This is a genomic window from Candidatus Polarisedimenticolia bacterium (assembly GCA_036001465.1).
GTDB lineage: Bacteria > Acidobacteriota > Polarisedimenticolia > Gp22-AA2 > Gp22-AA2 > Gp22-AA3.
Window position 1 is genome coordinate 23,988 of the sequence record DASYUH010000021.1, and the last position, 22,751, is coordinate 46,738.

General features: G+C 69.9%; 17 protein-coding genes. 14 read left to right on the forward strand and 3 right to left on the reverse strand.

Going from position 1 to position 22,751, the window contains the following annotated elements; genetic code table 11:
* Window positions 1–31: 31 nt before the first annotated feature.
* From VGV60_04555 to mdh, 6 genes are all read left to right on the forward strand, one after another.
* Window positions 32–1,552 carry an amidohydrolase family protein gene (locus tag VGV60_04555; GenBank protein ID HEV8700528.1) on the forward strand — a complete coding sequence of 507 codons (1,521 nt, stop codon included), beginning with the start codon at window positions 32–34 and terminating at the stop codon, window positions 1,550–1,552.
* A complete protein-coding gene (locus VGV60_04560) occupies window positions 1,549–5,013 on the forward strand; it encodes an FG-GAP-like repeat-containing protein (GenBank protein HEV8700529.1) in 3,465 nt (1,154 codons plus the stop codon). The genes VGV60_04555 and VGV60_04560 overlap by 4 nt, the downstream gene beginning before the upstream one ends.
* Window position 5,014: 1 nt before the next feature.
* Window positions 5,015–6,016 carry an ABC transporter ATP-binding protein gene (locus tag VGV60_04565; protein HEV8700530.1) on the forward strand — a complete coding sequence of 334 codons (1,002 nt, stop codon included), beginning with the start codon at window positions 5,015–5,017 and terminating at the stop codon, window positions 6,014–6,016.
* The gene (locus tag VGV60_04570) at window positions 6,013–6,819 is read left to right on the forward strand and encodes an ABC transporter permease (protein ID HEV8700531.1); all 807 of its coding nucleotides are present in this window, start codon (window positions 6,013–6,015) and stop codon (window positions 6,817–6,819) included. Before VGV60_04565 ends, VGV60_04570 begins: the two co-directional genes overlap by 4 nt.
* Before the next feature lie 123 nt (window positions 6,820–6,942).
* Window positions 6,943–8,190 (forward strand): isocitrate dehydrogenase (NADP(+)), encoded by a 1,248-nt coding sequence (gene icd, locus VGV60_04575; GenBank protein ID HEV8700532.1) that lies wholly within the window; start codon window positions 6,943–6,945, stop codon window positions 8,188–8,190.
* Between the two features lie 28 nt (window positions 8,191–8,218).
* Window positions 8,219–9,145, forward strand: coding sequence for a malate dehydrogenase (gene mdh, locus VGV60_04580; protein ID HEV8700533.1), 927 nt, complete (start codon window positions 8,219–8,221; stop codon window positions 9,143–9,145).
* On the opposite strand, the gene VGV60_04585 is transcribed toward mdh, so the two are convergent.
* Both VGV60_04585 and dacB read right to left on the reverse strand, forming a co-directional pair.
* Window positions 9,142–10,602, reverse strand: coding sequence for a sialidase family protein (locus tag VGV60_04585; GenBank protein ID HEV8700534.1), 1,461 nt, complete (start codon window positions 10,600–10,602; stop codon window positions 9,142–9,144). The two genes, mdh and VGV60_04585, sit on opposite strands and share 4 nt — an antisense overlap.
* Before the next feature lie 146 nt (window positions 10,603–10,748).
* Window positions 10,749–12,347, reverse strand: a complete 1,599-nt coding sequence (gene dacB, locus VGV60_04590) for a D-alanyl-D-alanine carboxypeptidase/D-alanyl-D-alanine-endopeptidase (GenBank protein HEV8700535.1) — start codon at window positions 12,345–12,347, stop codon at window positions 10,749–10,751.
* Between the two features lie 162 nt (window positions 12,348–12,509).
* Here dacB and sucC point away from each other — a divergent pair, with 162 nt between their 5' ends.
* From sucC to VGV60_04625, 7 genes are read left to right on the forward strand one after another with little or no spacing between them, the layout of a single operon-like run.
* Window positions 12,510–13,673: an ADP-forming succinate--CoA ligase subunit beta gene (gene sucC / locus VGV60_04595; GenBank protein HEV8700536.1), complete on the forward strand. Its 1,164-nt coding sequence runs from the start codon at window positions 12,510–12,512 to the stop codon at window positions 13,671–13,673.
* Window positions 13,670–14,575 carry a succinate--CoA ligase subunit alpha gene (sucD, locus tag VGV60_04600; GenBank protein ID HEV8700537.1) on the forward strand — a complete coding sequence of 302 codons (906 nt, stop codon included), beginning with the start codon at window positions 13,670–13,672 and terminating at the stop codon, window positions 14,573–14,575. The genes sucC and sucD overlap by 4 nt, the downstream gene beginning before the upstream one ends.
* A complete protein-coding gene (gene ndk / locus VGV60_04605) occupies window positions 14,575–14,994 on the forward strand; it encodes a nucleoside-diphosphate kinase (protein HEV8700538.1) in 420 nt (139 codons plus the stop codon). Before sucD ends, ndk begins: the two co-directional genes overlap by 1 nt.
* 34 nt (window positions 14,995–15,028) lie before the next feature.
* On the forward strand, window positions 15,029–16,897 hold the full coding sequence (locus tag VGV60_04610; protein HEV8700539.1) for an ABC transporter ATP-binding protein: 1,869 nt from the start codon (window positions 15,029–15,031) through the stop codon (window positions 16,895–16,897).
* Window positions 16,897–18,543, forward strand: coding sequence for a glycosyltransferase family 39 protein (locus VGV60_04615; GenBank protein ID HEV8700540.1), 1,647 nt, complete (start codon window positions 16,897–16,899; stop codon window positions 18,541–18,543). Before VGV60_04610 ends, VGV60_04615 begins: the two co-directional genes overlap by 1 nt.
* Window positions 18,540–19,511, forward strand: coding sequence for a hypothetical protein (locus tag VGV60_04620; GenBank protein HEV8700541.1), 972 nt, complete (start codon window positions 18,540–18,542; stop codon window positions 19,509–19,511). The genes VGV60_04615 and VGV60_04620 overlap by 4 nt, the downstream gene beginning before the upstream one ends.
* A 4-nt stretch (window positions 19,512–19,515) precedes the next feature.
* Window positions 19,516–20,592 carry a glycosyltransferase family 4 protein gene (locus VGV60_04625; GenBank protein ID HEV8700542.1) on the forward strand — a complete coding sequence of 359 codons (1,077 nt, stop codon included), beginning with the start codon at window positions 19,516–19,518 and terminating at the stop codon, window positions 20,590–20,592.
* A 24-nt stretch (window positions 20,593–20,616) separates the two neighbouring features.
* Here the strand turns inward: VGV60_04625 and VGV60_04630 are convergent, their stop codons facing one another.
* Window positions 20,617–21,210, reverse strand: a complete 594-nt coding sequence (locus VGV60_04630; GenBank protein ID HEV8700543.1) for a hypothetical protein — start codon at window positions 21,208–21,210, stop codon at window positions 20,617–20,619.
* A gap of 19 nt (window positions 21,211–21,229) precedes the next feature.
* Here VGV60_04630 and VGV60_04635 point away from each other — a divergent pair.
* Window positions 21,230–22,751 (forward strand): glycosyltransferase family 39 protein (locus VGV60_04635; protein ID HEV8700544.1); only part of this gene is annotated, 1,522 nt, incomplete at its 3' end.

Here is a 22,751-nt window from a genome sequence, read left to right on the forward strand (position 1 = left end):
CGGCCTGGCGGACGCGGCAGGGGCGGAGCGGATCGAGGCGCGCGGCCGCGTCGTGGCCCCGGGGTTCATCGACCTGCACTCCCACTCCGACCTGTGCCTGACGCTCCCCCTCGAGAGGCAGGCGCCTCTTCTCGAAGGGCGGGTGCGCCAGGGGATCACGACCGAGCTTCTGGGGAATTGCGGCATCGGCTGCGTGCCGCTTTCCGGCGGGACGAAGCCGGACGTCGAGCGGGTTTGCGGCTTCATCACGCCGGACGGAGTGGCGTGGAGCTGGTCCTCGTTCGCCTCGTACCTGGACCACGTCGAGGCCCAGCGGCCCCTGCTGAACGTCGCCTCCCTGGCGGCGCACGGGCCGCTGCGGCTCCTGGCGATGGGGGCGCGGGCGGGCCGACCGGCGCCCGACGAGATGCGCGTCCTCGAGCGGCTTGCCGGCAAGGCGGTCGCGGAAGGGGCCTTCGGGGTCTCCTTCGGCCTCATCTACCCTCCCGGGCAGTTCGCCGACACCGACGAGCTGGTGGGTGTGGCGCGCGCCGCGGGAATGGCCGGCGGGTTCTCCGCTTTCCACCAGCGCGGCAGCAGCCGCGAGACCCTGACGCAGGCGGTCGAGGAGCTGCTCGAGGTCGGGCGGCGGGCCGGCGTCCCGGTGCACCATTCGCACGTCGAGACGGTCGGCCGAAGGGCCTGGGCGGGGACTCCGGACATCCTGGCGGCCGAAGAAGCGGGGCGGCGCGAAGGGATCGACATCACGGCGGACCTCATACCCTATACGGCGGTGTGCACGACGATGCTGGCGCTGTATCCTCCCTGGTCCCTGGACGGGGGCGTTTCGGCGTTTCTCGAGCGGCTTCGGGACAAGGAGCTGCGGCGGCGCATGAAGCGGGAGGTCGCCGAGGCCGCGGCGTCGTGGCCTCCCTGGGAAGGGGAGGGGCGCTGGACGATGAACATCGCGCGCGAGTGCGGCTGGGACCACATCCGCCTGGCGCACGTCGACGGCGCGGCCAACAAGAAGGACGAGCATCTGACGATCGCCGAGCTGGGGCGGCGGCGCGGCGCCGACCCGTTCGACGCCCTCTCGGACCTGCTTCTGGAGGAGCGCGGCGTCGCCACGCAGCTGATCTTCGGGATCTCGGGGGACGAGACGACGGACGAACCGCTGCTTCCGCTGCTGCGCTCGCCGCGGCTGGCGTTCGTGACCGACGCCTGGGAGATCGGCAAGGGGTTTCCGCACCCGGGGGCCTGCGGCGCCTTCCCCCGGGTCCTGGGGCACTACGTCCGGGAGAGGAGGCTCCTGTCCATGGAGGAGGCGGTGCGCAAGATGACCTCCCTGCCGGCGGAGCGCCTGGGGCTGCGGGATCGGGGAGTCGTCCGGGAGGGGTGCAAGGCCGATCTCGTCGTCTTCGATCCGGCTGCCGTCGCCGATCGCTCCACCTTCACCGAGCCGCGGCGGCACGCCGCCGGGATCGATGACGTCCTGATCAACGGCCGGCGCGTGGTGCGAAGCGGCGCCTTCCGGCCGCAGCCGGCGGGCAGGGTCCTGAGGAGGGGCGCATGAGCGCGACGGCGGGTCGCGGCCTCCTGGCGGCGGCCGTCGTCGGCTCCGTCGCGGCGGCCTTGATGTGCGCGGGGGCCGCGACTCCGGGCCCTCCGGCCGGAACGGCGACCGCCATCGACGACGTCATCCGCGCCAACAACAGGGGCGCGGCCCTCATGGAGCAGTTCAAGCACGCGCAGGCGGTGGACGAGTTCAGGAAGGTCACGGCCGGCGCCCCCGGCTGGGCGCCGGGGTTCGTGAACCTGGGCCTCGCGGCCCTCTACGCCCGCGACGCGGCCGGGGCGAAGAGCGCCTTCCTGGAGGCGGTGCGCCTCGATCCGGCCCTGCCGCACGCCCACTACGGCCTGGCCCTGCACTACAAGAATGACGGGAAGACGCAGGAGGCGATCGAGGCGCTCCAGAAGGCCCGGTCGATCGATCCGGAGGACGGCGACATCCTGTACAACCTGGGGCTCCTGCATGCCCGGCAGCGCCAGTTCGAGCCGGCGATCGCCTCCCTGACCCGGGCGCGCGAGGTCGACCCGAACAGCATGTCGGTGCGCTATCAGCTGGCGCGGGCCCTTTTGCAATCCGGCCGGCAGGCCGACGGCAACCGGGAGATGGCGGCCTATCAGAAGCTGGCGGCCAACCCGAAGTTCGCCGTCCCGACCGGCACGCAGTACGGCGAGGCGGGCCGCTACGCCCTGGTGATCACCGACTACCGCGCCCTCGGCGGGCCGCCGTCGGCGCCGCCGCCGATCGAGATCCGCTTCAGCGATCAGAGCGCGGCCTCCGGGATCACCTTCCGGCACGGCGGGCCCGGCGGCGATCCTGACGGCGGCCCGGCGGGCACGCGCGCCGGCGCGGCGCGCTACGGCTCCGGCGTGGCGATCGGCGACCTGAGCGGCGACGGGCGCCCCGACCTGGTGTTCGCCAATGCCTCGGCGGACGGCAAGGCGCGCCCCGCCCTCTACCTGAACAAGGGGGGGCTGGCCTTCGAAGCGGCCGCGTCCGCGCTGCCGTTCGAGGGGGCCGGCATGGCGGCCGCCCTCGGTGACTTCGACAACGACGGCGACGCCGACCTCTTCCTCACGCGGCTCGGAGGGACGGCGCTCTTCGAGAACGACGGCCACGGACAGTTCAAGGACATCACGGCCAAGGCGCATGCCGCGGTGGCCGGGTTCCCGGTCGGAGCTTCGTGGGGGGACATCGATCATGACGGCGATCTGGATCTTCTGATCGGAAGACTCCGCCGGCCGGGGACGCAGGAGAACGCCACGCCGGTCCTCCTGCTCAACAAGGGGAACGGCACGTTCGCGGACGGCACGGTGTCCATGAAGATCTCGGGGCCGGCCCAGGGGACGGTCGGGGCGGTGTTCGCCGATTTCGACGCCGACCGCGACATCGACCTGGCCCTGTCGTCGGCGGGGGGACAGGACTCGCTCCTGGACAACAGGCGGGACAAGGGGTTCACGGCGCGCGGCAAGGACGCGGGCCTGGCGTCCAAGGGGGCCGGGCGCGGAATCGCGGCCGGTGACGTCGACGGCGACGGGCTGGCCGACCTGGTGTTCGCCTCGGGGACGGGGGAGCCTCTGCGACTGTACCTCAACGGTCCCACGCGGCTGTTCACCCCTCGGGAGATCCCGAATCCTCCCGGGGCAGGGGCCTTCGGGGTGGTCCTGTTCGACGCCGACAACGACGGGGACCTCGACCTGTTCGCCGCCGGCTCGGCTCTCGCCCTCCACCTCAACGACGGATCGGGCCGGTTCCGGGACAAGTCCGAGGCCACCGGCCTCTCCGGGATCGCGGTCAAGGACGGCCGCGGCGCCGCGGCGGCGGACCTGGACGGCGACGGCGACCTCGACCTGGTCGTGACGCAGAATGGCGGGGCGCCGATCCTCCTGCGCAACGAAGGGGGAAACCGGAACCGCTGGCTCGAAGTGGTGCCGCGCGGCCTCAACAGCAACAAGGAGGGGATCGGCTCCAAGATCGAGGTGCTCGCCGGGCCGACCTGGCAGCGCCGCGAGGTGCAGGCCGGCGGAGGCTACCTGTCGCAGTCCCCCCCCGAGGCGCACTTCGGGCTGGGGGAGAGAGGGGTGGCCGACGTCGTCCGGCTGATCTGGCCGGGGGGCGTCCTGCAATCCGAGCTGGACGTGCCGGCCGGACAGCGGGTCGAGGAGAACGAGCTGGACCGCAAGGGATCGTCGTGCCCGCTGCTGTTCGCCTGGAACGGCAGGAGGTACGGCTTCGTGACGGATTTCCTGGGCGTGGGGGGGCTGGGGCTCTGGATGGCGCCGGGTGTCTACGGCACGCCCCAGCCGGAGGAGTACGTGAAGATCGAGCCGGACGCGCTCCAGCCGACGGACGGCGCCTACCGGCTGCAGCTGCTGGAGAATCTCGAGGAGATCACCTATCTCGACGAGGTGAAGCTCGTCGCCCTGGATCACCCGGACGAGATCGACGTCTATCCCCTGGGGGCGTTCGGCGAAAAGGAGCGCCAGCCGCACCGCGTGCTGGCCGTGAAGCGCGACGCGCGCGTCTTCCCGGACCGCGTCCACGACCACAACGACCGGGACGTCACGGACACGATCCGGAAGATCGACCGCCTCTACCCGGACAACTTCCGGCTGGACCGGCTCGCCGGGTACGCCGAGATGCATCACCTGACCCTGGAGTTCCCCGAGCCGGTCCGCAAGCTCGAGCGGCCCGTCCTCTTCCTGTACGGCTGGGTGGACTTCGAGTACTCCTCGGCCAACTACGCCGCCCACCAGAAGGGGATGGCCCTGACGCCGCCCGTCCTCGAGATGATCGACAAGGACGAGAACGTCTTCCGCCCGGTGCTCGATCCGATGGGATTCCCGCCCGGCCTTCCGCGCATGATCAGCGTCGATCTCCGGGGGCTCGCCCCTCTGGCGTCGCGGCAGCTGCGGCTGAGGACGAACATGCGCATCTACTGGGACCAGATTTTCATCGCGGAGCCTCTGTCCGAGGAGGAGCTCAAGGAGAAGGTCAAGGTGGCCGAGATCAGGCCGGCCGGCGCCCACCTGCACCGCAGAGGCTTCCCGCGGGAGCACAGCCCCGACGGACGCGAGCCCAAGATCTACGACTACTCCATCCTGGACAACACGCAGCCGTTCCGGGTCATGACCGGGGACTACACCAGGTTCGGGCGCGTGACCGATCTCCTGACGCGGACGGACGACCGCTTCGTCATCTTCGGCAAGGGGGAAGAGGTCAGCCTGGAGTTCGCCACGAAGGGGCTCCCCGAGGTGCCGCGCCGCTTCAAGCGCAGCTTCATGCTGTACACCAGCGGCTACTGCAAGGACATGGACCCGCACACCGCGTTCTCCGAGACGGTCGAGCCGCTGCCGTTCAAGGGGATGTCGGCGTACCCGTATCCGGAGGGGGAGCGCTACCCGGACGACCCCGAGCACCAGGAGTACCGAAAGACCTGGAACACCCGCAAACTGCAGGGTCGCTGATATGACAACCGCGATCCGGGCGGAAGGCCTCTCCAAGGTCTACGTCAAGAGGCGCTCGCTGCGCGACCTGGTCCCGCACCCGTTCCGCCGAGCCGAACGGATCACGGCTCTCGCGGACCTGAACCTCGACGTCCAGGCCGGCGAGTTCTTCGGGCTTCTGGGCCCGAACGGCGCCGGCAAGACGACCCTGCTCAAGATCCTGGCCGGCCTGGTCCTGCCGACCTCCGGCCGGGCGCTGGTGCAGGAAGTGGACGTGGCCCGGGACGATCAGAAGGTCAAGCGGGCGATCGGGTTCATGACCTCCGACGAGCGCTCGTTCTACTGGCGGCTGACCGGCAGGGAGAACCTGGAGTTCTTCGGCCGGCTGTATGGGCTGGGGGCCGCGGAGGCGCGGCGCGTCTCGGCCACCCTCCTCGGCGTGGTCGAGATGGAGCCCCAGGCCGACCGCGCCTTCATGGGCTACTCCACCGGCATGAAGCAGCGACTGGCGATCGCGCGCGCGCTCCTGCACGATCCGCCGGTCCTCTGCCTCGACGAGCCGACCCGCAGTCTCGACCCGATCGCGGCCAAGCACCTGCGGCGCTTCGTCCTCGATCGCCTCAACCGCGAGCGAGGGAAGACGGTCGTGCTGGCGACCCACAACCTGCAGGAGGCGGAGGAGCTGTGCGGCCGGCTGGTCGTCCTCGACCGCGGCCATATCCTGAAGGAGGGGAGCGTGGCCGCGATCACCGCGGGGCTGCCCGGCAGGGACGAGTACATCCTGGCCGTCCGCGGGCTTCAGGACCCGCCGGCCGGGGCGCGCTGGCGGCTTCGGATCGAGCGCCGGGACGGCGATATGGCGCGGCTCCTGGCGGAGGTGGACCGGGACGGGACCGCCTTCTCCGACCTGCTCGCGGCCATCCTGGCGGCGCGCGCCACGATCGTCTCATGCGCGCGGCGCGAGCCGAGTCTTCAGGAAGTCTTCGATCGCATGTCCCCGGACGAGGAGAGGGCCGCACGGTGATCGCGCTGCGCACGCTTCCGGCCTTCATCAAGCGCGACTTCCTGATCGAGGCGTCCTACAGGACGTCGTTCGTCATGCAGGCGTTCGGCATCTTCTTCTCCATCCTCATCTGGTACTTCGTGTCGCGGGTGGTCAACGCCCCGCCGACGACCCCCGGACTCGAAGGGGTGGACTATTTCTCCTACGTTCTCCTCGGCCTGGCGCTCCTTCATTACCTGTCGTCGGCGCTGGTGTCGTTCGGCGGCAAGGTGCGGGGGGAGCAGATGACCGGGACGCTGGAGGCGATGCTGGTCACGCCGACCTCGATCGGCACCATCGTCCTGGGGTCGTCCCTCTGGGACTTCCTCCTGACGTCGATCAAGGTCCTCGCGTACCTCGTCATCGGCCGGCTGTTCTTCGGCGTCGTCATCCACCTGGACAACCTGCTGCCGGCCCTCCTGGTCATCGCCCTGACCGTCCTGGCATTCTCCGGGATCGGCATCCTGTCGGCCGCCTTCGTCCTCTATCTGAAGCGCGGCGACCCGATCACCTATCTCGTGGCGAGCGGATCGGCGCTGGTCGGCGGCGTCTTCTATCCCCCCGAGGACATGCCGTGGCTCGGGGGCTGGTCGCGCTTCCTGCCGATCACCTACGCCCTGCGCGCCCTCCGGAGGTCGCTGCTGCGCGGCAGCCGGTTCTCCGAGATCCTGCCGGACATCGAGGCGCTCTTGTTGTTCGTCGCGGTCCTGATGCCTTTCGGCATCGTCGCCTTTCGCTTCGCCGTGCGCAAGGCCCGACAGGAGGGCTCGCTGGTGCAGTATTGAAACGCGCCGGGCGCTGTGCTAGATTCGACCCTCATTCCTGAAGACAGGACGCCCGGGACGTCACGCGCATGGAACGAGGCCGCGGCCACGCGGCCGGAAGCGGGTGCGGGGGAGACCGTCAACTTGAAATTCGAAAAGCTGAACGTGCCGCTCGAAGGGAAACGCATCGACGTCGTGGAGGGGAAGCTGCGCGTCCCGCCGAACCCGATTCTCCCTTTCATCGAGGGGGACGGCATCGGCCCCGACATCTGGGCGGCCGCGCGCCGCGTGTTCGACGCCGGCGTCAAGAAGGCGTACGGCGGCAAGCGGCAGATCCACTGGTTCGAAATCTACGCCGGCGGCAAGGCCCGCGACAAGTACGGCGAGTGGCTGCCGCAGGACACCATGGAGGCGATCCGCTACTACACCGTCGCCATCAAGGGGCCGCTGACGACGCCGATCGGCGGCGGCTACCGCAGCCTCAACGTCTCGCTGCGGCAGGAGCTCGATCTCTACGCGTGCATCCGCCCGATTCGGTATTTCGAGGGGGTGCCGTCGCCGGTGAAGCGGCCGCAGGACATCGACCTGACGATCTTCCGGGAGAACACCGAGGACGTGTACGCCGGCATCGAGTGGCGCGATGGCACGGAGAAGTGCCGCAAGGTGGTGGAGTTCCTCAACCGGGAGATGGGCTGCTCGATCCCCGCCGACTCGGCCATCGGCGTGAAGACCATGAGCGCCCGGGCCACGAAGCAGCTGGTGCGCAAGGCGATCCGCTATGCCATCGAGCGCAAGAAGCCGAGCGTCACGCTGATGCACAAGGGGAACATCATGAAGTACACCGAGGGAGCCTTCAAGGAGTGGGGCTACCAGGTGGCCAAGGAGGAGTTCCCCGAGTTCACGCTGACCGAGGAGGAGGCCTCGAGGCTCGCGAAGCCGTCCGCCAGCAAGGTGGTGATCAAGGACCGCATTGCCGACTCGATCTTCCAGCAGATCCTGATCCGCCCGACCGACTACTCGGTCATCGCCACGCCGAACCTGAACGGCGACTACCTCTCCGACGCGGCGGTGGCCCAGGTCGGCGGCCTGGGGCTGGGGCCCGGGGCGAACATCGGCGACATCACGGCGGTCTTCGAGGCGACGCACGGCACCGCTCCGGCCTACGCCGGACAGGACAAGGTCAACCCCGGATCGCTCATCCTGTCGGGCGCCATGATGTTCGAGTACATGGGCTGGCGCGAGGTCTCGGACCTGATCGTCGAGGGGATGCGCCTGGCGATCAAGACCCGGCGCGTGACCTACGACCTGGCCCGGAACATGGAGGGGGCCACGACCGTCAAGACCTCCGAGTTCGCGAACATCATCATGTCCCAGATCGAAGAAGCCCACTGAGAGCCAACCGTCAGCCGGGGGAGCGTTCATGCGTAGAAAAGTCTCGATCATCGGCGCCGGCAACGTCGGCGCCTCGGCGGCGGAGCGGATCGCCCTGCGCCGCCTGGCCGATGTCGTCATGGTCGACATCGTCGAGGGCCTGCCGCAGGGCAAGTCGCTCGACCTGAACGAAGCCGGCCCGGTCGACGGCTACGACATCCGCCTCACCGGCAGCAACGGCTACGAGGAGACGCGAGACTCGGACGTCGTCGTCATCACCTCCGGCCTGCCGCGCAAGCCCGGCATGAGCCGCGACGATCTGCTGCAGAAGAACTTCGAGATCGTCAAGAGCGTCACCCAGGAGGTGGCGCGCCGCTCGCCGCGGGCCATCCTGATCGTCGTCAGCAATCCTCTGGACGCCATGGCCTGGACCGCCCTCAAGGTCAGCGGCTTCCCGCGCGAGCGCGTCCTCGGCATGGCCGGCGTCCTCGACTCGGCCCGCATGCGCTTCTTCATCGCCGACGCCCTCGGCGTCTCGGTCGAGAACACCCACGCCTTCGTGCTCGGCGGCCACGGCGATTCGATGGTCCCCCTGCCGCGCTACTCCACCGTGTCCGGGATCCCGATCACCGAGCTTTTGCCCAAGGACAAGATCGACGCCATCGTGCAGCGCACGCGCGACGGCGGGATCGAAGTCGTGAACCTTCTCAAGAGCGGCAGCGCCTACTACGCCCCGGCATCGTCCATCGTCCAGATGGTCCAGGCGATCCTGCTCGACGAGCACAAGATCCTGCCGTGCGCCATCTACCTGAACGGCGAGTATGGCTACAAGGATCTCTTCATCGGCGTGCCGGCCCGGCTGGGGGCGCAGGGGCTCGAGAAGGTGATCGAGATCAAGCTCACCGCCGAGGAGAAGTCGGCGCTCGATCGCTCCGCGGAGTCGGTGCGGGAGCTGGTGTCGAAGCTGAAGGTCTAGTCGCAGGCATCCCCGACGCCGTCGCCGTCACGGTCCTCCTGGCGCGGGTTCGCGATGCCCGGGCAGTTGTCGTCGCACGCGACGCGCTCGCCGCCGGTGCAGGGGTGATCGGTGAAGCCGCCGCTGCCGTCGCCGTCGTTCGGCACGCCGTCCTCGTCGAAGTCATCCAGGTTCACGCTGCGGGTGAAGATGTCCATGTCGCCCGAACGGCTGCCGGACCAGATCGGATGGATGCGGCCGCCTCCCGCCGCGGCCTGGTTGTAGTCTCCGGCGAACCCGTAAGACGTGACTCCGTAAGGGGCATCCGAGACCCTGATGCTGGGCCCGAAGCGCGCGCCGCCGTCCGTCGACGTCGCCTGGTAGACGGCGTAGGTCAGATTGGCGGGGTCGTCGCGTCGATCGAGGAAATGGACGTGGACGCGCCCCTTCCCATCCACGGTGACGGTTGGAAGAAACTGATCGGCGCCGTTCCCGGCGCGGTCGTCGTTGACGCGGACCGGGTCGCTCCAGGTCGCTCCGCGGTCCTCGGAGTGGCGCAGGAGGATGTCCGGGTCGCCGAAGCGAGCATCGGTCCAGACGACATAGAGCCACCCGCGATGTGGGCCGTTGCTCCGATCGACCGCCAGGGCCGGAACCATGGGGTTTCGGACGTTGCCCTGGAGCGGATCCGGCGCAGTGCGTACTTCCGGCTCGACGGTGAAGTCGTCCGTCCACGACGCCCCCCCATTGAAGGAGCGATCGAAATAGATCCTTGCGGACACGTCGTTGTTGTCCCAGACCGCGTAGACCTCCCCCTCGGGGCCCACGGCGAGCATGCAGTGGTTTCCGACGGAATGCGCCGGGTTGGAGATCCCCCGCGCCCTGGTGAAGGTCCTCCCGCCGTCCAGGCTCCGCGAGAAGGCGATGTCGAAGTTGACCCTGCCGCTGGTCAGGTAGTCGGCCCAGACGACATAGAGGGCGCCGGTTGCGGGATCCGCGGCGAGCCACGGCTTGTCGGCGATGTATTCGAAGGGGATCTCCGACACGAACTGGAACGACTCGCCGCCGTCGGTGGACTTGAACAGCGGGAAATGGTCTTCGGCGTCGAACGCCAGGACGGCCAGGAAGAAATTGCCCCGGCCGTCCTCGGCGAGCACGGGATCGAAATGATCGTTGAAGCCGGTCTCCAGCCGGCGGCTCGTCCAGGAGGCTCCACCGTCCTTCGTCCAGGCGTACTCGAGGTGGTAGTCGGAGAATTCGGGCCCGGGCTCGCGTTCGAACCAGGCCGCGACGAGACGGTTCGCGTCGCGAGAGCTGATGGCGATCGTCGTCTCGAATTGATCGAGACCCGACGCGTCCTGATTGACGCGTACGTCGGCCGGCTGCTTGGGCTTGCCGGCCTGCGCAGGTGGGAGCCACAGCGCCACAAGGAAGGTTGTCATGAGGGCCATGGACCAGGAAGAGATTGTGGAACGCATCGTGACCTCCAGGCGAGGCGATGGACCCGGCACCACGGCGGCCCGAACACCTCCGGTGCGGCGCGGGTGATGCAGTCAACCTCGGTGAGGTACCTGTACGGCGTCCGTGCGCCTGCGTCAACCTGAAACCACGCCGGCTCCGGGCCCTAAGGAGGACTGTTGCGGCTGCTGCCTGCGTGCTTCGGCGCCTGGTCGCTTCTCGGAGTCGGTGCGGGAGGCGGTGTCGAGGCATCTGGCCTGATCTCCGGAACGCCGCTCGCGGCCGGCAGGCCGAGGTCGGTGTTGGTGCTGCCGGCGATCTCGTCGACGATGCGGTCGATGGCGCGGTGCACGGCGTCGATCGTGCCGCGCGGCCGGTTGGCGAGGACGGCGAAGGCGAGGACCCGGCCGTCCTTGTTCGCGGCGTAGCCGGCAAGCGTCAGGGCCCCCGCGACCCGCCCGGTCTTGGCGCGTATGCGACGGCGCGAACCTTCTCCTCCGAAACGCTCGTCCAGCGTGCCGTCGGCGCCACCGATCGGCAGAGACGAGATCAGATCGGTGCCGATCTCGAAATCGGCCCCCGCGCGCGCCAGGACCTCGGCGAGCAGGCGCGCCGGCAGGCGGTCGTCGTCCGACAGGCCGGAGCCGTCGGCCAGCCGGGTCCCCTCCAGATCGATCCCGAGCCCGGCGAGATAGCCGCGAATGACCTCGAGCCCGCCGGCGGTTGTGCCGGGGGTGCCGACGAACTGGGCGCCCAGCGTCTTGACGAGCATCTCCGCCATGAAGTTGTTGCTGTTCTTGTTCATGTCGCGCACCAGGCTGCCGAGTGGGCGCGACTCGTGGGTGTGGATCTCGCGCGCCTTCTCGGGGACGGAGCCGACGGCGAGATTGCCGCCAATCTCGATCTGCTCCCGCTTCGCGATCTCGCGGAAGGCGGTGAGGGCGTATTGCGGCGGCTCCTCGACGGCGCGGTTGAAAAAAGCCGGCCCGCTGCCGCGCCGGATCGTGCCGCTGACCACGAGGGCGTTCCGGCCCCCCTCGAAGGAGCGCGTCACAGCGAGAGATGTCGGGCCGGCTGTCGTCAGGGCGCGGTTCATGACCTGGAAGTAAGACGCGGCCGGCGAAAGGGTCAGATCCGGGCGCGCGCCCAGGATCGGGGACGGGTCGATGGTCACGGTGACCACGTTGAAATTGCAGGACAGGGCGCCAATGGGCGCGTTGTACCAGGAGTCGGCCGAGGGCTGGGGCCAGCCGGTAGGGCGCCTGACGGAGTCGAAGTAGGACTCGTCGGCGACCAGGTCCCCCTCGACCTTGCGCAGGCCGAGGTTCGCCAGGCGCCTCACCACGAGCCACCACGATTCCCCGACGAGATCCGGGGCCCCCGAGCCCTTGATGTACAGGTTCCCCGCGATCGAGCCGGACCCGTCGATCGGCGTGTCGGCGTAAAGGCTCGTCCTGTAGACAAATTCCGGCTTGAGCAGCGCAAGCGCCGCGGCGGTCGTCAGGATCTTCTGGGTCGACGCCGGCTGCAAGGGCCGGTTGGCCTGGCGCAGGAAAACCGGCCGTCCCTCGGGCAGCAGGAGGACGGCGACGCCCGTCTCGTCCGGGTTCAGGACGGGGGCGCGCATCATCACCGAGAGGCGATCGGAGAGAGGCGTCGATGCGGGCGCCGACTCGGGCCCGGCCGGAGCGCCGGCGGTGGGTGCTGCGAACGCACCGGGCGCGGCATCAAGGTCCGCGAGCGAGCCGAGGAGCCACAGGACCACGGCAGGACCAGCCGCGCGGTGACGCCTCTCGGCTGGGGGTGGAAACTTCGGCATCGCGACAAGAGCCTCAGGAAGAACCGCACGCGGATCGTAGCAGAGCAACAAACGCCTGTCAAAACAACGGTTTGACACGATCCGGGCGCGATGCTATATAGGGGCGCGATGAAAATCCACGAATATCAGGCGAAGCAGATCCTCAAGCGCTTCGCGATCGAAATCCCGAAAGGGGACGTCGCCTTCAGCCCGAAGGAGGCGTTCGCGATCGCCGCGCGGCTGGGGGGGCGGTGCGTCCTGAAGGCGCAGATCCACGCCGGCGGCCGCGGCAAGGGGGGCGGCGTCAAAGTGGCCGACGACGCGGACAGGGCCGAAGGCCTGGCACGGCAGATCATCGGCATGAACCTGGTGACGCCGCAGACCGGGCCCCAGGGGAAGAAGGTCAGGCGCCTCCTGGTCGAGGAGACGGTGGCGATCGCCCGCGAGATCTATCTTGGCGTGACGCTCGACCGGGGCCGATCCGTGCCGGTCGTCATGGCTTCGGCGCAAGGGGGGATGGAGATCGAAGAAGTCGCGCGCAAGGATCCGAAGGCGATCCTGATCGAGCCGGTCGATCCGGTGATCGGATTCCGCCCGTTCCAGGGGCGGCGGATCGCCTTCGCGCTCGGCCTGTCGGGGGACCAGGCCGCCGGGGCCGCCCGGCTGATGCAGGCCCTGGTGCGGGCGTATCGCGAGACCGACGCGTCCCTGGCCGAGATCAATCCGCTCGTCGTGACGGCCGCGGGGACGCTGGTGGCGCTCGACGCCAAGATGACCTTCGACGACAACGCCCTCTTCCGCCACCCGGAGATCCGCGATCTGCGCGATCCGGACGAGGAGGACCCGCTCGAAGTGGAGGCCTCGGCCCACGCGCTGAACTACATCAAGCTGCAGGGGAACGTCGGGTGCATGGTGAACGGCGCGGGGCTGGCGATGGCGACGATGGACATCATCAAGCTGGTGGGGGGCCAGCCGGCCAACTTCCTGGACGTGGGCGGCGGGGCCACCTCCGAACAGGTCGCCTCGGCGTTCAAGATCCTGATGGCCGACAGGAGCGTGAAGAGCGTCCTGATCAACATCTTCGGCGGGATCCTGCGCGGGGACATCCTGGCGCGCGGCCTGGTCGAGGCGATCCGCCAGGTCAACGTGCGGGTGCCGGTCGTGGTCCGGCTCGAGGGGACGAACGTCGACGAGGGGAAGCGCATCCTGAGCGAGTCGGGGCTCGACTTCACGCTGGCCGACGGCATGCTGGACGCGGCGAAGAAGGTGGTCGCCCTGGCGGGATCGCGATGAGCATCCTCGTCGATCAGGGGACCCGCGTAGTCGTGCAGGGGATCACCGGCCGGGAGGGGACGTTCCACTCGCGCGGCTGCCGAGAGTACGGCACGAAGATCGTCGCGGGGGTCACCCCCGGCCGGGGCGGGTCGGTGCACGAAGAGGTCCCGGTCTTCGACACGGTCAGGCAGGCGGTCGAGAAGACCGGCGCGGAGGTTTCGCTCATCTTCGTGCCTCCCGCGGCGGCCGCCGACGCCATCCTCGAGGCGGCGGACGCCGGCATCCGGCTGGCGGTGTGCATCACCGAGGGGATTCCGACCGCCGACATGACGACGGTCAAGGCCGCGCTGGCCGCGGGGAGCATGCGGCTCATCGGGCCGAACTGCCCGGGCATCATCTCCCCCGGCAAGTGCAAGATAGGCATCATGCCGGGGTACATCCACAAGCCCGGCCCCGTGGGGGTCATCTCGCGCAGCGGGACGCTGACGTACGAGGCGGTCGCCCAGCTGAGCGGGCGGGGCATCGGACAGAGCACCTGCATCGGCATCGGCGGCGACCCGATCATCGGCACGACCTTCGTCGACGCCCTCGGCCTGTTCAAGGACGACGCGGAGACGCGCGCCATCATGCTGATCGGCGAGATCGGCGGGACCGCCGAGGAAGAAGCGGCGCGCTACGCCGCCCGTGAGCTCCGGAAGCCGTTGGTCGCGTTCGTGGCGGGGCAGACCGCCCCGCCCGGCAAGCGCATGGGGCACGCCGGGGCGATCATCGCGGGCGGGCACGGCACGGCGGCCGAGAAGATGGCGGTCCTGAAGGAATGCGGCGTCCGGGTTCTCCAGAGCCCCGCCGAGATCGGCGAGGCCGTCGAGGCCGCGCTCAAGGAGAGCGGCCGCCCAGGCGGCGCGGGGGGGAAAAAGTGATCGAGAGGACTCTGTCGATCGTGAAACCGGACGGCGTCGCGAAGAACCTGGTCGGCGAGGTGGTGCGCCGGTTCGAGGCGGCGGGCCTCCGGGTCGTCGCTCTCAAGATGACGCGCCTCGACCGCCGCGAGGCGGAGGGGTTCTACCACGTGCACCGGGAGCGCCCGTTCTTTCCGTCCCTGGTCGAGTTCATGACCTCGGGGCCGATCGTGCCGATGGTCCTGGAGGGGGAGGAGGCGATCGCCACGGTGCGCCGGCTGATGGGGGCCACCGATCCCGCCAAGGCCGATGCGGGCACCATCCGCCGGGACCACGCCGCCTCGATCGAGAAGAACATCGTCCACGGATCGGACTCCCCGGCGACCGCCGGCTTCGAGATCGGGTATTTCTTCAACGCGCAGGAGATTCCCCCCCGCTGACCGGGGCCCTCCAAGGCGCATCCTCCGAGGCCAGATGAAGGACCTCCTCCGGCTCCTGCGCTACGTCCGGCCGTACACCGGAAGGCTGGCCGCGGCCGTCGCCTGCTCGATCCTGATCTCCCTCGTCTATCTCGGTCTCCTCGGCCTGATCCAGCCGATCCTGGACGAGGTCCTGCCGCGCAGCGCGATCGCGCCGGCCGCCACGGCCGGCAAGCTCCATCCGTTCGAGCCGATCCGCCGCCTGCTCGGCCCGGACGGAGCGCTGGCCCCCTTGACCTCCTGGGCCGGCCGCCGGCACGGCGAATCGGCCGGGACGGTCGCTCTCGTCGCCGTCACGATCATCGTCCTGTTCGTCTTCAAGGGGCTGTTTACCTATCTGGCGTCGTACCTGACCCGCTGGACGGGGCTGCAGGCGGTGCGCGACCTGAGGGCCGACCTGTACGCCCGCATCCAGCGGCAGTCGCTGGCGTTTTTCTCGGACCATCCGACGGGGTCCCTGATCTCGCGGGTGGTGAACGACGTCGGACGGCTGCAGAAGCTGGTGTCGGGGGACCTGGCGGACATCTTCCGCCTGGGGGCGGTGGTCATCGGCCAGGCCGCCTGGCTGTTCTACCTGAACTGGCGACTCGCGTCGTTCTGCCTGATCCTCCTTCCCCTCGTGGTCTACCCGGTGGCGCGCTTCGGCTCCCGGCTGAAGGCGACCAGCCGCCGCAGCCAGGAGAAGATGGGGGACCTGGTCAGCATCATGAAGGAGGGGATCATCGGCACGCGCGTCGTGCAGGGATTCGGGATGGAGGACTTCGAGATCGACCGCTTCGGCAAGGCGCTCGACCGGATCCAGTCGGCCGAGAAGCGGGCGGCCAGGGTGATGTCGCTGACGGCGCCGGTCCTGGAGATGATCGGCGCGATCGGGGCCGCGGCCCTGTTCCTGTACGCCGGCCGGCGCATCGCCGCCGGCAAGCTGTCTCCCGGAGAGTTCGCCACCTTCATCGCGGCGCTCTGGATGATCTACGCCTCGCTCAAGAACCTGGTGAAGATCAACAACGAGGTGCAGCAGTCGATGGCGGCCGCCAGCCGGGTGTTCGAGCTCATGGACCTGCCCAACCTCATCCGCGACAAGCCGGGGGCCGCCGACCTGCCGCCGTTCAGCGGACAGATCGAGTTCCGGGACGTGCAGTTCCACTACGGCCAGGCCCCGGTCCTGCAGGGTCTCGACCTCACCGTTCCCGCCGGCACCGTCGTCGCCCTGGTGGGCAGCAGCGGCGCCGGCAAGTCGACCCTGGTGAACCTGCTCGCCCGCTTCTATGACGTGACCTCGGGGGCCGTCCTGATCGACGGGGTGGACATCCGCGACGTCACGCTGTCGTCGCTGCGACGGCAGATCGGCCTGGTGACCCAGGAGGTCATCCTGTTCGACGACACGGTGCGCAACAACATCGCCTACGGCCGCACCGGCGTCTCGCCGGAATTGATCGTCGCGGCCGCGCGGGCGGCGCACGCCGAGGCGTTCATCGAGGCGCTGCCGCGCGGCTACGACACGCCGCTCGGCGAGGCGGGCCACCGCCTGTCCCTCGGCCAGAGGCAGAGGATCTCCATCGCCCGGGCGATCCTGAAGGACTCGCCGATCCTCATCCTGGACGAGGCCACCTCGTCGCTCGACATGGAGTCGGAGGCCGAGGTCCAGATCGCCCTGCAAAACCTGATGTCGGGACGGACGGTGTTCGTCATCGCCCACCGCCTGTCGACCATCCGGCGCGCCGACGTCATCCTCGTCCTCGACCAGGGGCGGATCGTCGAGCGCGGCACCCACCCGGAGCTCCTGGCCCGCCAGGGGCTGTACGCGCGGCTCGACGCCCTGCAGTTCCGCGACGACACACCGCCGGCCGAGGCCTCGGTCCTTTGATGTCCGTGGCGGCCCGCCTGTTCAAGAGCGACCGCGCCTGCGTCGTGCTCCTGTTGTTTCTCGGGCTCGTGCTCTTCTCCACCCAGCTGGGGGGGCACGATCTCTGGGCCCCCGACGAGCCCGACATCGGCGAGGTCGTGCGGGAGATCCACCTCACGGGCAACTGGCAGGTCCTGCACGACAACGGCGAGCTGTATTTCGAGAAACCGCCCCTGTACCCCTGGCTGGCGGCGCTCTTCGCGCTCCCCGCGGGACGCCCGACGGAATTCACCCTGCGGCTTCCCTCGAGCCTCGCCGCCCTGCTCGGACTGCTCGTCCTGTTCCATCTGGGGAGGGGACTGTTCGGGAGACGGACCGGGGCCCTGGCCGCCGTCATCCTGGCGACGACCTACGGCTACTTCATGGAGGCGCGCTGGGCGCACCCGGACATGCTCTGGACCTTCTGGCTTCTGCTCTCGGCCCTGGCCTTCCACCTCGCCCATGAGCAGGCGGGGGCGGTGGAGTGGCTGACCGTCTTCTATCTCTCCCTCGGTTTCGCCAACCTGACCAAGGGACCGCACGGATTGCTCATCCCGCTTCTCGCGGTGACCGTGTTCCTGGCATCGACGCGCGATCTCGGCTTCCTGAAACGCATGGGGCTCTGGTGGGGGGTTCCGCTTGCGTTGCTGCCGGCCGGATTCTGGGTCGCCGCCTACCGGAGCACCGGAGAGAGATTCCCGCTCGAGGCGCTCCTGCTCCGGCTGGGACACCGCTTCACCAGCGGCGAGCACCACGCCCAGCCGTTCTACCACGTCTTCGCCAGCCTGCCGGCGGAGTTCTTTCCCTGGGTGCTTCTTCTCCCCTTCTCGCTGTGGCACACCTTCCCGCGCCGGGGCGGGCGGCCGGACAGGGACAACGCCTATCTCTACTCGTGGACCATCGTCATCTTCACGGTCTTCGCCGCTTCGGTCGAGAAGCGCGGCGTCTACCTGCTGCCGCTTCTCCCCTTTCTCGCCCTCCTCGTGGCCCGGACATGGGACCTGGCGCTCATGGGCTGGGACCCGTCGCCGGTCGATCGCCCGATCACCTGGGCGCTGGGCGCGGCGCTCCTTCTGGCGGCCGGCGGCGCGGGGGTCGCCCTTCCCAGGATCGCGCGCGAGGCCCCCGCGCTCCTGGCGCCGGCGGCGGTCCTGGCCGGGGCCTGTGTCGTCACCGCCGTCGCGGCCCTCGTCGCGCACCGGCGCTTCGGCGGCGGGGCGGCCCTCGGGGCGTTCGCCGCCGGCTTGACCGCGATCTACCTGACGATCGCCATCCAGGTGATGCCGGCGATGGACCCTTACAAGTCGGCGCGGGCGTTCTGCCGCCGCGTCGTCGCCGCCGTTGGCGGGGCGCCCCTGGCCATGTACCCGGACTACCGCCCGACCTATGTCTACTACACCGAGAGGTTCATCCCGGTGCTCAAGACACGGGAGGAGCTGCGACGCCACCTCGCCTCGGAGCGGCGCGCCTTCTGCCTGATCGAGGACAGCGTTCTTGCCGCGGAGAAATGGGGGCTCGACGCCCGGACGGAAATCGTGGACCGGCAGCGGGTCGGGCACCGGGAGATGCTCCTCGTGGCCGGCGGATCGAAGGACGGGACGGGGGCGGCGGGAGGACAGAGGCCTTGAGGCGGGCGTCGGACCGCGCGCGCCCCGGCCGGATGCCCGGAACGGCTCCCAGGCTCGTCGCGGCGGTCGTCCTCCTTGGGGCAATGTGCGCGGGCGATTCCCCGGTGTGGGCGGGCGCCTTTCCGGCGCGGGCCGAGGACCCCGGGGAGCCATCGCCGGCCCGGCCGGCCGACGCCCCCCTGGAGTGGCGGCAGATCGCCCGGGACGCGCGCTACGTCTGCGGCAGGCCGGCGCAACTGGACGGTGCCGGCTGGGCGAAGCTCCTGTCCGTCCTCGGGGCCGGCGCCGCGCTCTATCTCGTCCGCGATGAGGTCCGAGACGCGGTGCAGCGCAACCGGACCGAGTCACGCGACCGCTTCCTGGACGACGCGCGCACCATGGGGAAGCTGGGAACGCCGTTCACGGCGGCGCTCGGCTTCTATCTGGCCGGGCTGGCGCGCCGGTCGCGCTACGACTCCGAGACCGGCGTCATGATCCTGGAGACCCTGGCCTTCGCGGGGGTGATCACGGGAGCGTCGCAACGGGTGATCGCGAGCGACCGTCCGGAGGAGGGCGATCGCGTCCGCTTCCTGAAGCCGAACGGCCACAGCATCTCGGGGGACGTCACCATCGCCTCGTCGATGCTCGCGCCCATCATCGACCGCCACCTCCGCGTCGACCGGGACGACACGCGGGGGACGCGCTTCTGGAAGCGTTTCGGGGCGTGGGGACTGTACGGCGTCGCGGGCCTGACGGCGCTGCAGCGGATGGACCGGGACCGCCACTGGGCGCCGGACGTGTTCCTGGGCTACGCCAACGGGCTCGGCATCGGGAGGATGGTGGTCGACTCGCACCGGGGCGGGCGCACATGGCGGGACGCGCCGGATCCCGGGGACGCGCACGAGCGCCCTGCCGCCGAAGGCGGGCCGGGGCGGGGACGGGTTGCCCTCGGATTCACGCCCGGCGGCGTGCGCATCACCTGGAACTAGAAGGATGCGCCTCCTGTGCGTCCTCAATGGCGGAGCGGATCACCCGAGCAGCCGCCTGCGCGTCCTGCAGCACATCGAACTTCTAAGAGGGCGCGGCGTCGAGCCCGACGTCTTCGTGGCGAAGGGGACGAGGGCGGTCGACCTCGTCGACCTGGCGGGGCGCGCCCGGCGCGCCGACCTCGTCCTGGTGCAGAAAAAGCTGTTCGCCCGCTGGAAGCTGCCGCTCCTCCTCGGTCCGGCGCCGGTGCTGTTCGACCTGGACGACGCCGTGTTCGCCGTCAGCCCCGACGAGCGCGAGCGCTTCGGCGAGGAGCGCGCGACCCGGCGCGCCGAATCGCGCCGCCTTCGCCTGGCCTCGGTCCTGAGACGCAGCCGGGGAGTCCTGGCCGGCAACCGCTTCCTGGCCGAATACGCGCAGCGCTTTGCCGCCGACGTCACCGTCCTGCCGACGGGCGTCGATCTCGCCCCGTTCCCAGACGATGCGATCCGCCGCGCGCGACGGACGCGGCGCGAGCGCGCCGCCGGGATGCGGATCGTCTGGATCGGAAGCCGTCCCAGCCTCAGGTATCTCGGGGAGCTGGCGGAGCCGCTCCGCTTGGTCTCGCGGAGCCATCCGGCGATGCGCTTCGTCCAGGTGTGCAACGCCTTCGCCGACCTCCCGGGCGTGCCGACCGAGACGATCGCCTGGAGCCGGGAGGGGGAGGCGGGGGCGCTCCTCGACTGCGACATCGGCGTCATGCCGCTCGACGAGAGCCCGTTCTCGCAGGGGAAGTGCGGGTTCAAGATCCTGATGTACTACGCCGCCGGGTTGCCGGTCGTCTGCTCCCCGGTCGGCGCCAACCGCGATCTGGTCGTGCACGGGGAGACCGGCCTGTTCGCCCGGACGGAGGAGGAGTGGGCGTCGGCGCTCGGCCGCCTCCTGGCCGATCCCGATCTCTGCACCGCGATGGGGGATCGGGGCCGGACGCTTCTGCGGGAGCGCTACGAGGCGACGGTCATCGGCGGGCGGCTCGCGGATCGAGTCGCGGCGCTGGCTGGGGCGCGGAGCAGCGCGCCTGGGGGCGGCGCGGCGTCCCGATGAGGCCGGCCCCGTGGCGCGGGCCTTTCAGGGATGGCCGCTCTTCCAGATCAGGATGCCGAGCACCAGGAGGATGCCCGTGAGGACCAGAGGCTCCTGGTTGCGCACCATGAGGCGGAACGACCAGGACTCGTTGCCGCCGGGATAGCGCTCGAGGGCGGGGAGGAGGATCGGCACGCTCCTGCGATACTCTTCGAAGGCGGCGCCGTGCAGCCGCGCGAGGCGGCCCCCCTCGACCCGGAGCTTGCGCGGAATGTAATAGAAGAAGAAGACGGCATAGCCGGCGACGAGCAGCACGAGGTTGAGGTAGCCGTCGATCCGCGCAGCGATCCCGAGCCCCGTGAGGATCAGGAGCCGGCCGAGGTAGAGCGGGTTCTGCGTGTAGGCGTAGGGGCCGGACGTGATCAGCCGGACCGATTTCGTCAGGTGTCCCGCCGCCCAGAGGCGCAGGGTCTCTCCCAGGAGGGCGAACGCGGCCCCGGCGGCGACCAGGGCGGGCGTCGGGCGCGAGATCCAGATGAGGACGCCGATGAACGCATACACGGCCACGAGCCGGATCCGGCCGAGCGCCTTGCTCCTTTCCGGCGCGCGCGTGTCTGCGGGGGACGTGTCGTCGGTCATCCAGGAGCGGGCATCGTAGATGGACGAACGGGTGGCTGTCAACGAGGAGGCGCGCGGGCCGGACACGACCGGCCGGGCAGGGCTCCTGATCCTCGTGGCCGTGGGGCTCGTCCTGTTCTTCTGGCGCCTGGGCTCCCACGATCTCTGGCCTCCCGACGAGCCGCGCTTCGCGCTCGTGGCGCAGGAGATGCGGGAACGCGGCGACTACGTCGTCCTGTCGCTCAACAATCACCTCTACACCGACAAGCCGCCCCTCTTCTTCTGGGCGATCAACGGCTTCGGGCGGCTCCTGGGCGGCATCGACGAATGGGCGGCGCGGCTGCCGTCGGCGGTCGCGACGCTCGCCGCGATGCTCCTCATCGCCCGGCTCGGGGCCTGGCTCTACGACCGGCGGACCGGGATCATCGCGGCCCTGGTGTTCGCGACGTCGCTCCAGATCGTGGCGCGCGGCCGCTGGGCCTCGATCGACATGACCCTCAACCTGTTCGTGCTCGCGGCGATCCTGCTTCTCTGGCGGGGACGCGTCAGGCCCCAGGGAGGCGCGGCCTCGATCCGGGTCGCCTGGGTCATGATGGGGCTCGCCACCCTGGCGAAGGGGCCGGTCGGCCTGATCCTGCCGCTCCTCGCGGTCGTTCCTTCCTGCTTGATCGAGCGCGACTTCAGGGCCGCCCGGAGAATCTTCCTCCCGTCCGGGCTGATCCTCTTCGTCCTGGTCACCCTGTCGTGGTTCGGTCCGTTCGCGATGCGGCTGGGCCCGCGCGAGGCGATCGAGGTCTTGATGCACCAGAACGTCGAGCGCTACGTCAGCGCCTGGAACGCCACCCACCCGGTCTGGTTCTACCTGTGGCGCTTCCCTTCGGGGTTCTTCCCGTGGATCGTCTTCCTGCCCTGGGGGGTCGCGCAGGCGTTCGCCGCGGACGAGAAGGATCGGCGGGGCGCCGCCCTCTTCCTGGTCACCTGGATTGCGGCCATCCTCCTGTTCTTTTCGTTCTCGACGGGGAAGCGCGGCGTCTACATCATCCCGCTCTACCCGGCGGCGGCGATCCTGGTCGCCCGGCTCCTGGCGCGGGGATCCGAGCATGCCGGCCCGGCCGCAGCTCCCGAGGCGGCGAGCCGACGCCTGCGGACGCCGCTCCTGATCTGGGCCTCGATCGCGGCCGTCCTGGCCGTGGCGATCCCGATCGCGACGCGCCGGCACCACGCCGAGATGGTCCCGCTGGCGGCAGGCATCGGGATTCTACTGGCCGCGGGGGGGATCGCGGCCGCCGTCCTGCACTCACGATCGCGCGGCGTGCTGGCGGTGGCCACGCTCATCGGATCTCTCGTCCTGGTCGTCCTGATCTCGACGGAGCGGGCGCTGCCTTTCGTGAACCGGCACGAGAACATCCGGGGCTTCGCGCAGCAGGTCCGGGCCAGCCTCCTGCCCGGCGCGCCGTTCGCGACCACCGAGGAGAAGCGCGACGCCTGGGTCTTCTACACCGGACGGTTCGCCGAGGAGACCGACACGCCCGAGGCGATCGCCGACTACCTGGCGCGCGACG

Bases quoted from the DNA above. Each gene is read 5' to 3' on its own strand.
- VGV60_04560 (HEV8700529.1), top strand. From the start codon at position 1,549: ATGAGCGCGACGGCGGGTCGCGGCCTCCTGGCGGCGGCCGTCGTCGGC.
- VGV60_04565 (HEV8700530.1), top strand. From the start codon at position 5,015: ATGACAACCGCGATCCGGGCGGAAGGCCTCTCCAAGGTCTACGTCAAG.
- mdh (HEV8700533.1), top strand. From the start codon at position 8,219: ATGCGTAGAAAAGTCTCGATCATCGGCGCCGGCAACGTCGGCGCCTCG.
- VGV60_04585 (HEV8700534.1), bottom strand. From the start codon at position 10,602: ATGCGTTCCACAATCTCTTCCTGGTCCATGGCCCTCATGACAACCTTC.
- sucC (HEV8700536.1), top strand. From the start codon at position 12,510: ATGAAAATCCACGAATATCAGGCGAAGCAGATCCTCAAGCGCTTCGCG.
- sucD (HEV8700537.1), top strand. From the start codon at position 13,670: ATGAGCATCCTCGTCGATCAGGGGACCCGCGTAGTCGTGCAGGGGATC.
- VGV60_04610 (HEV8700539.1), top strand. From the start codon at position 15,029: ATGAAGGACCTCCTCCGGCTCCTGCGCTACGTCCGGCCGTACACCGGA.
- VGV60_04615 (HEV8700540.1), top strand. From the start codon at position 16,897: ATGTCCGTGGCGGCCCGCCTGTTCAAGAGCGACCGCGCCTGCGTCGTG.
- VGV60_04625 (HEV8700542.1), top strand. From the start codon at position 19,516: ATGCGCCTCCTGTGCGTCCTCAATGGCGGAGCGGATCACCCGAGCAGC.
- VGV60_04630 (HEV8700543.1), bottom strand. From the start codon at position 21,210: ATGACCGACGACACGTCCCCCGCAGACACGCGCGCGCCGGAAAGGAGC.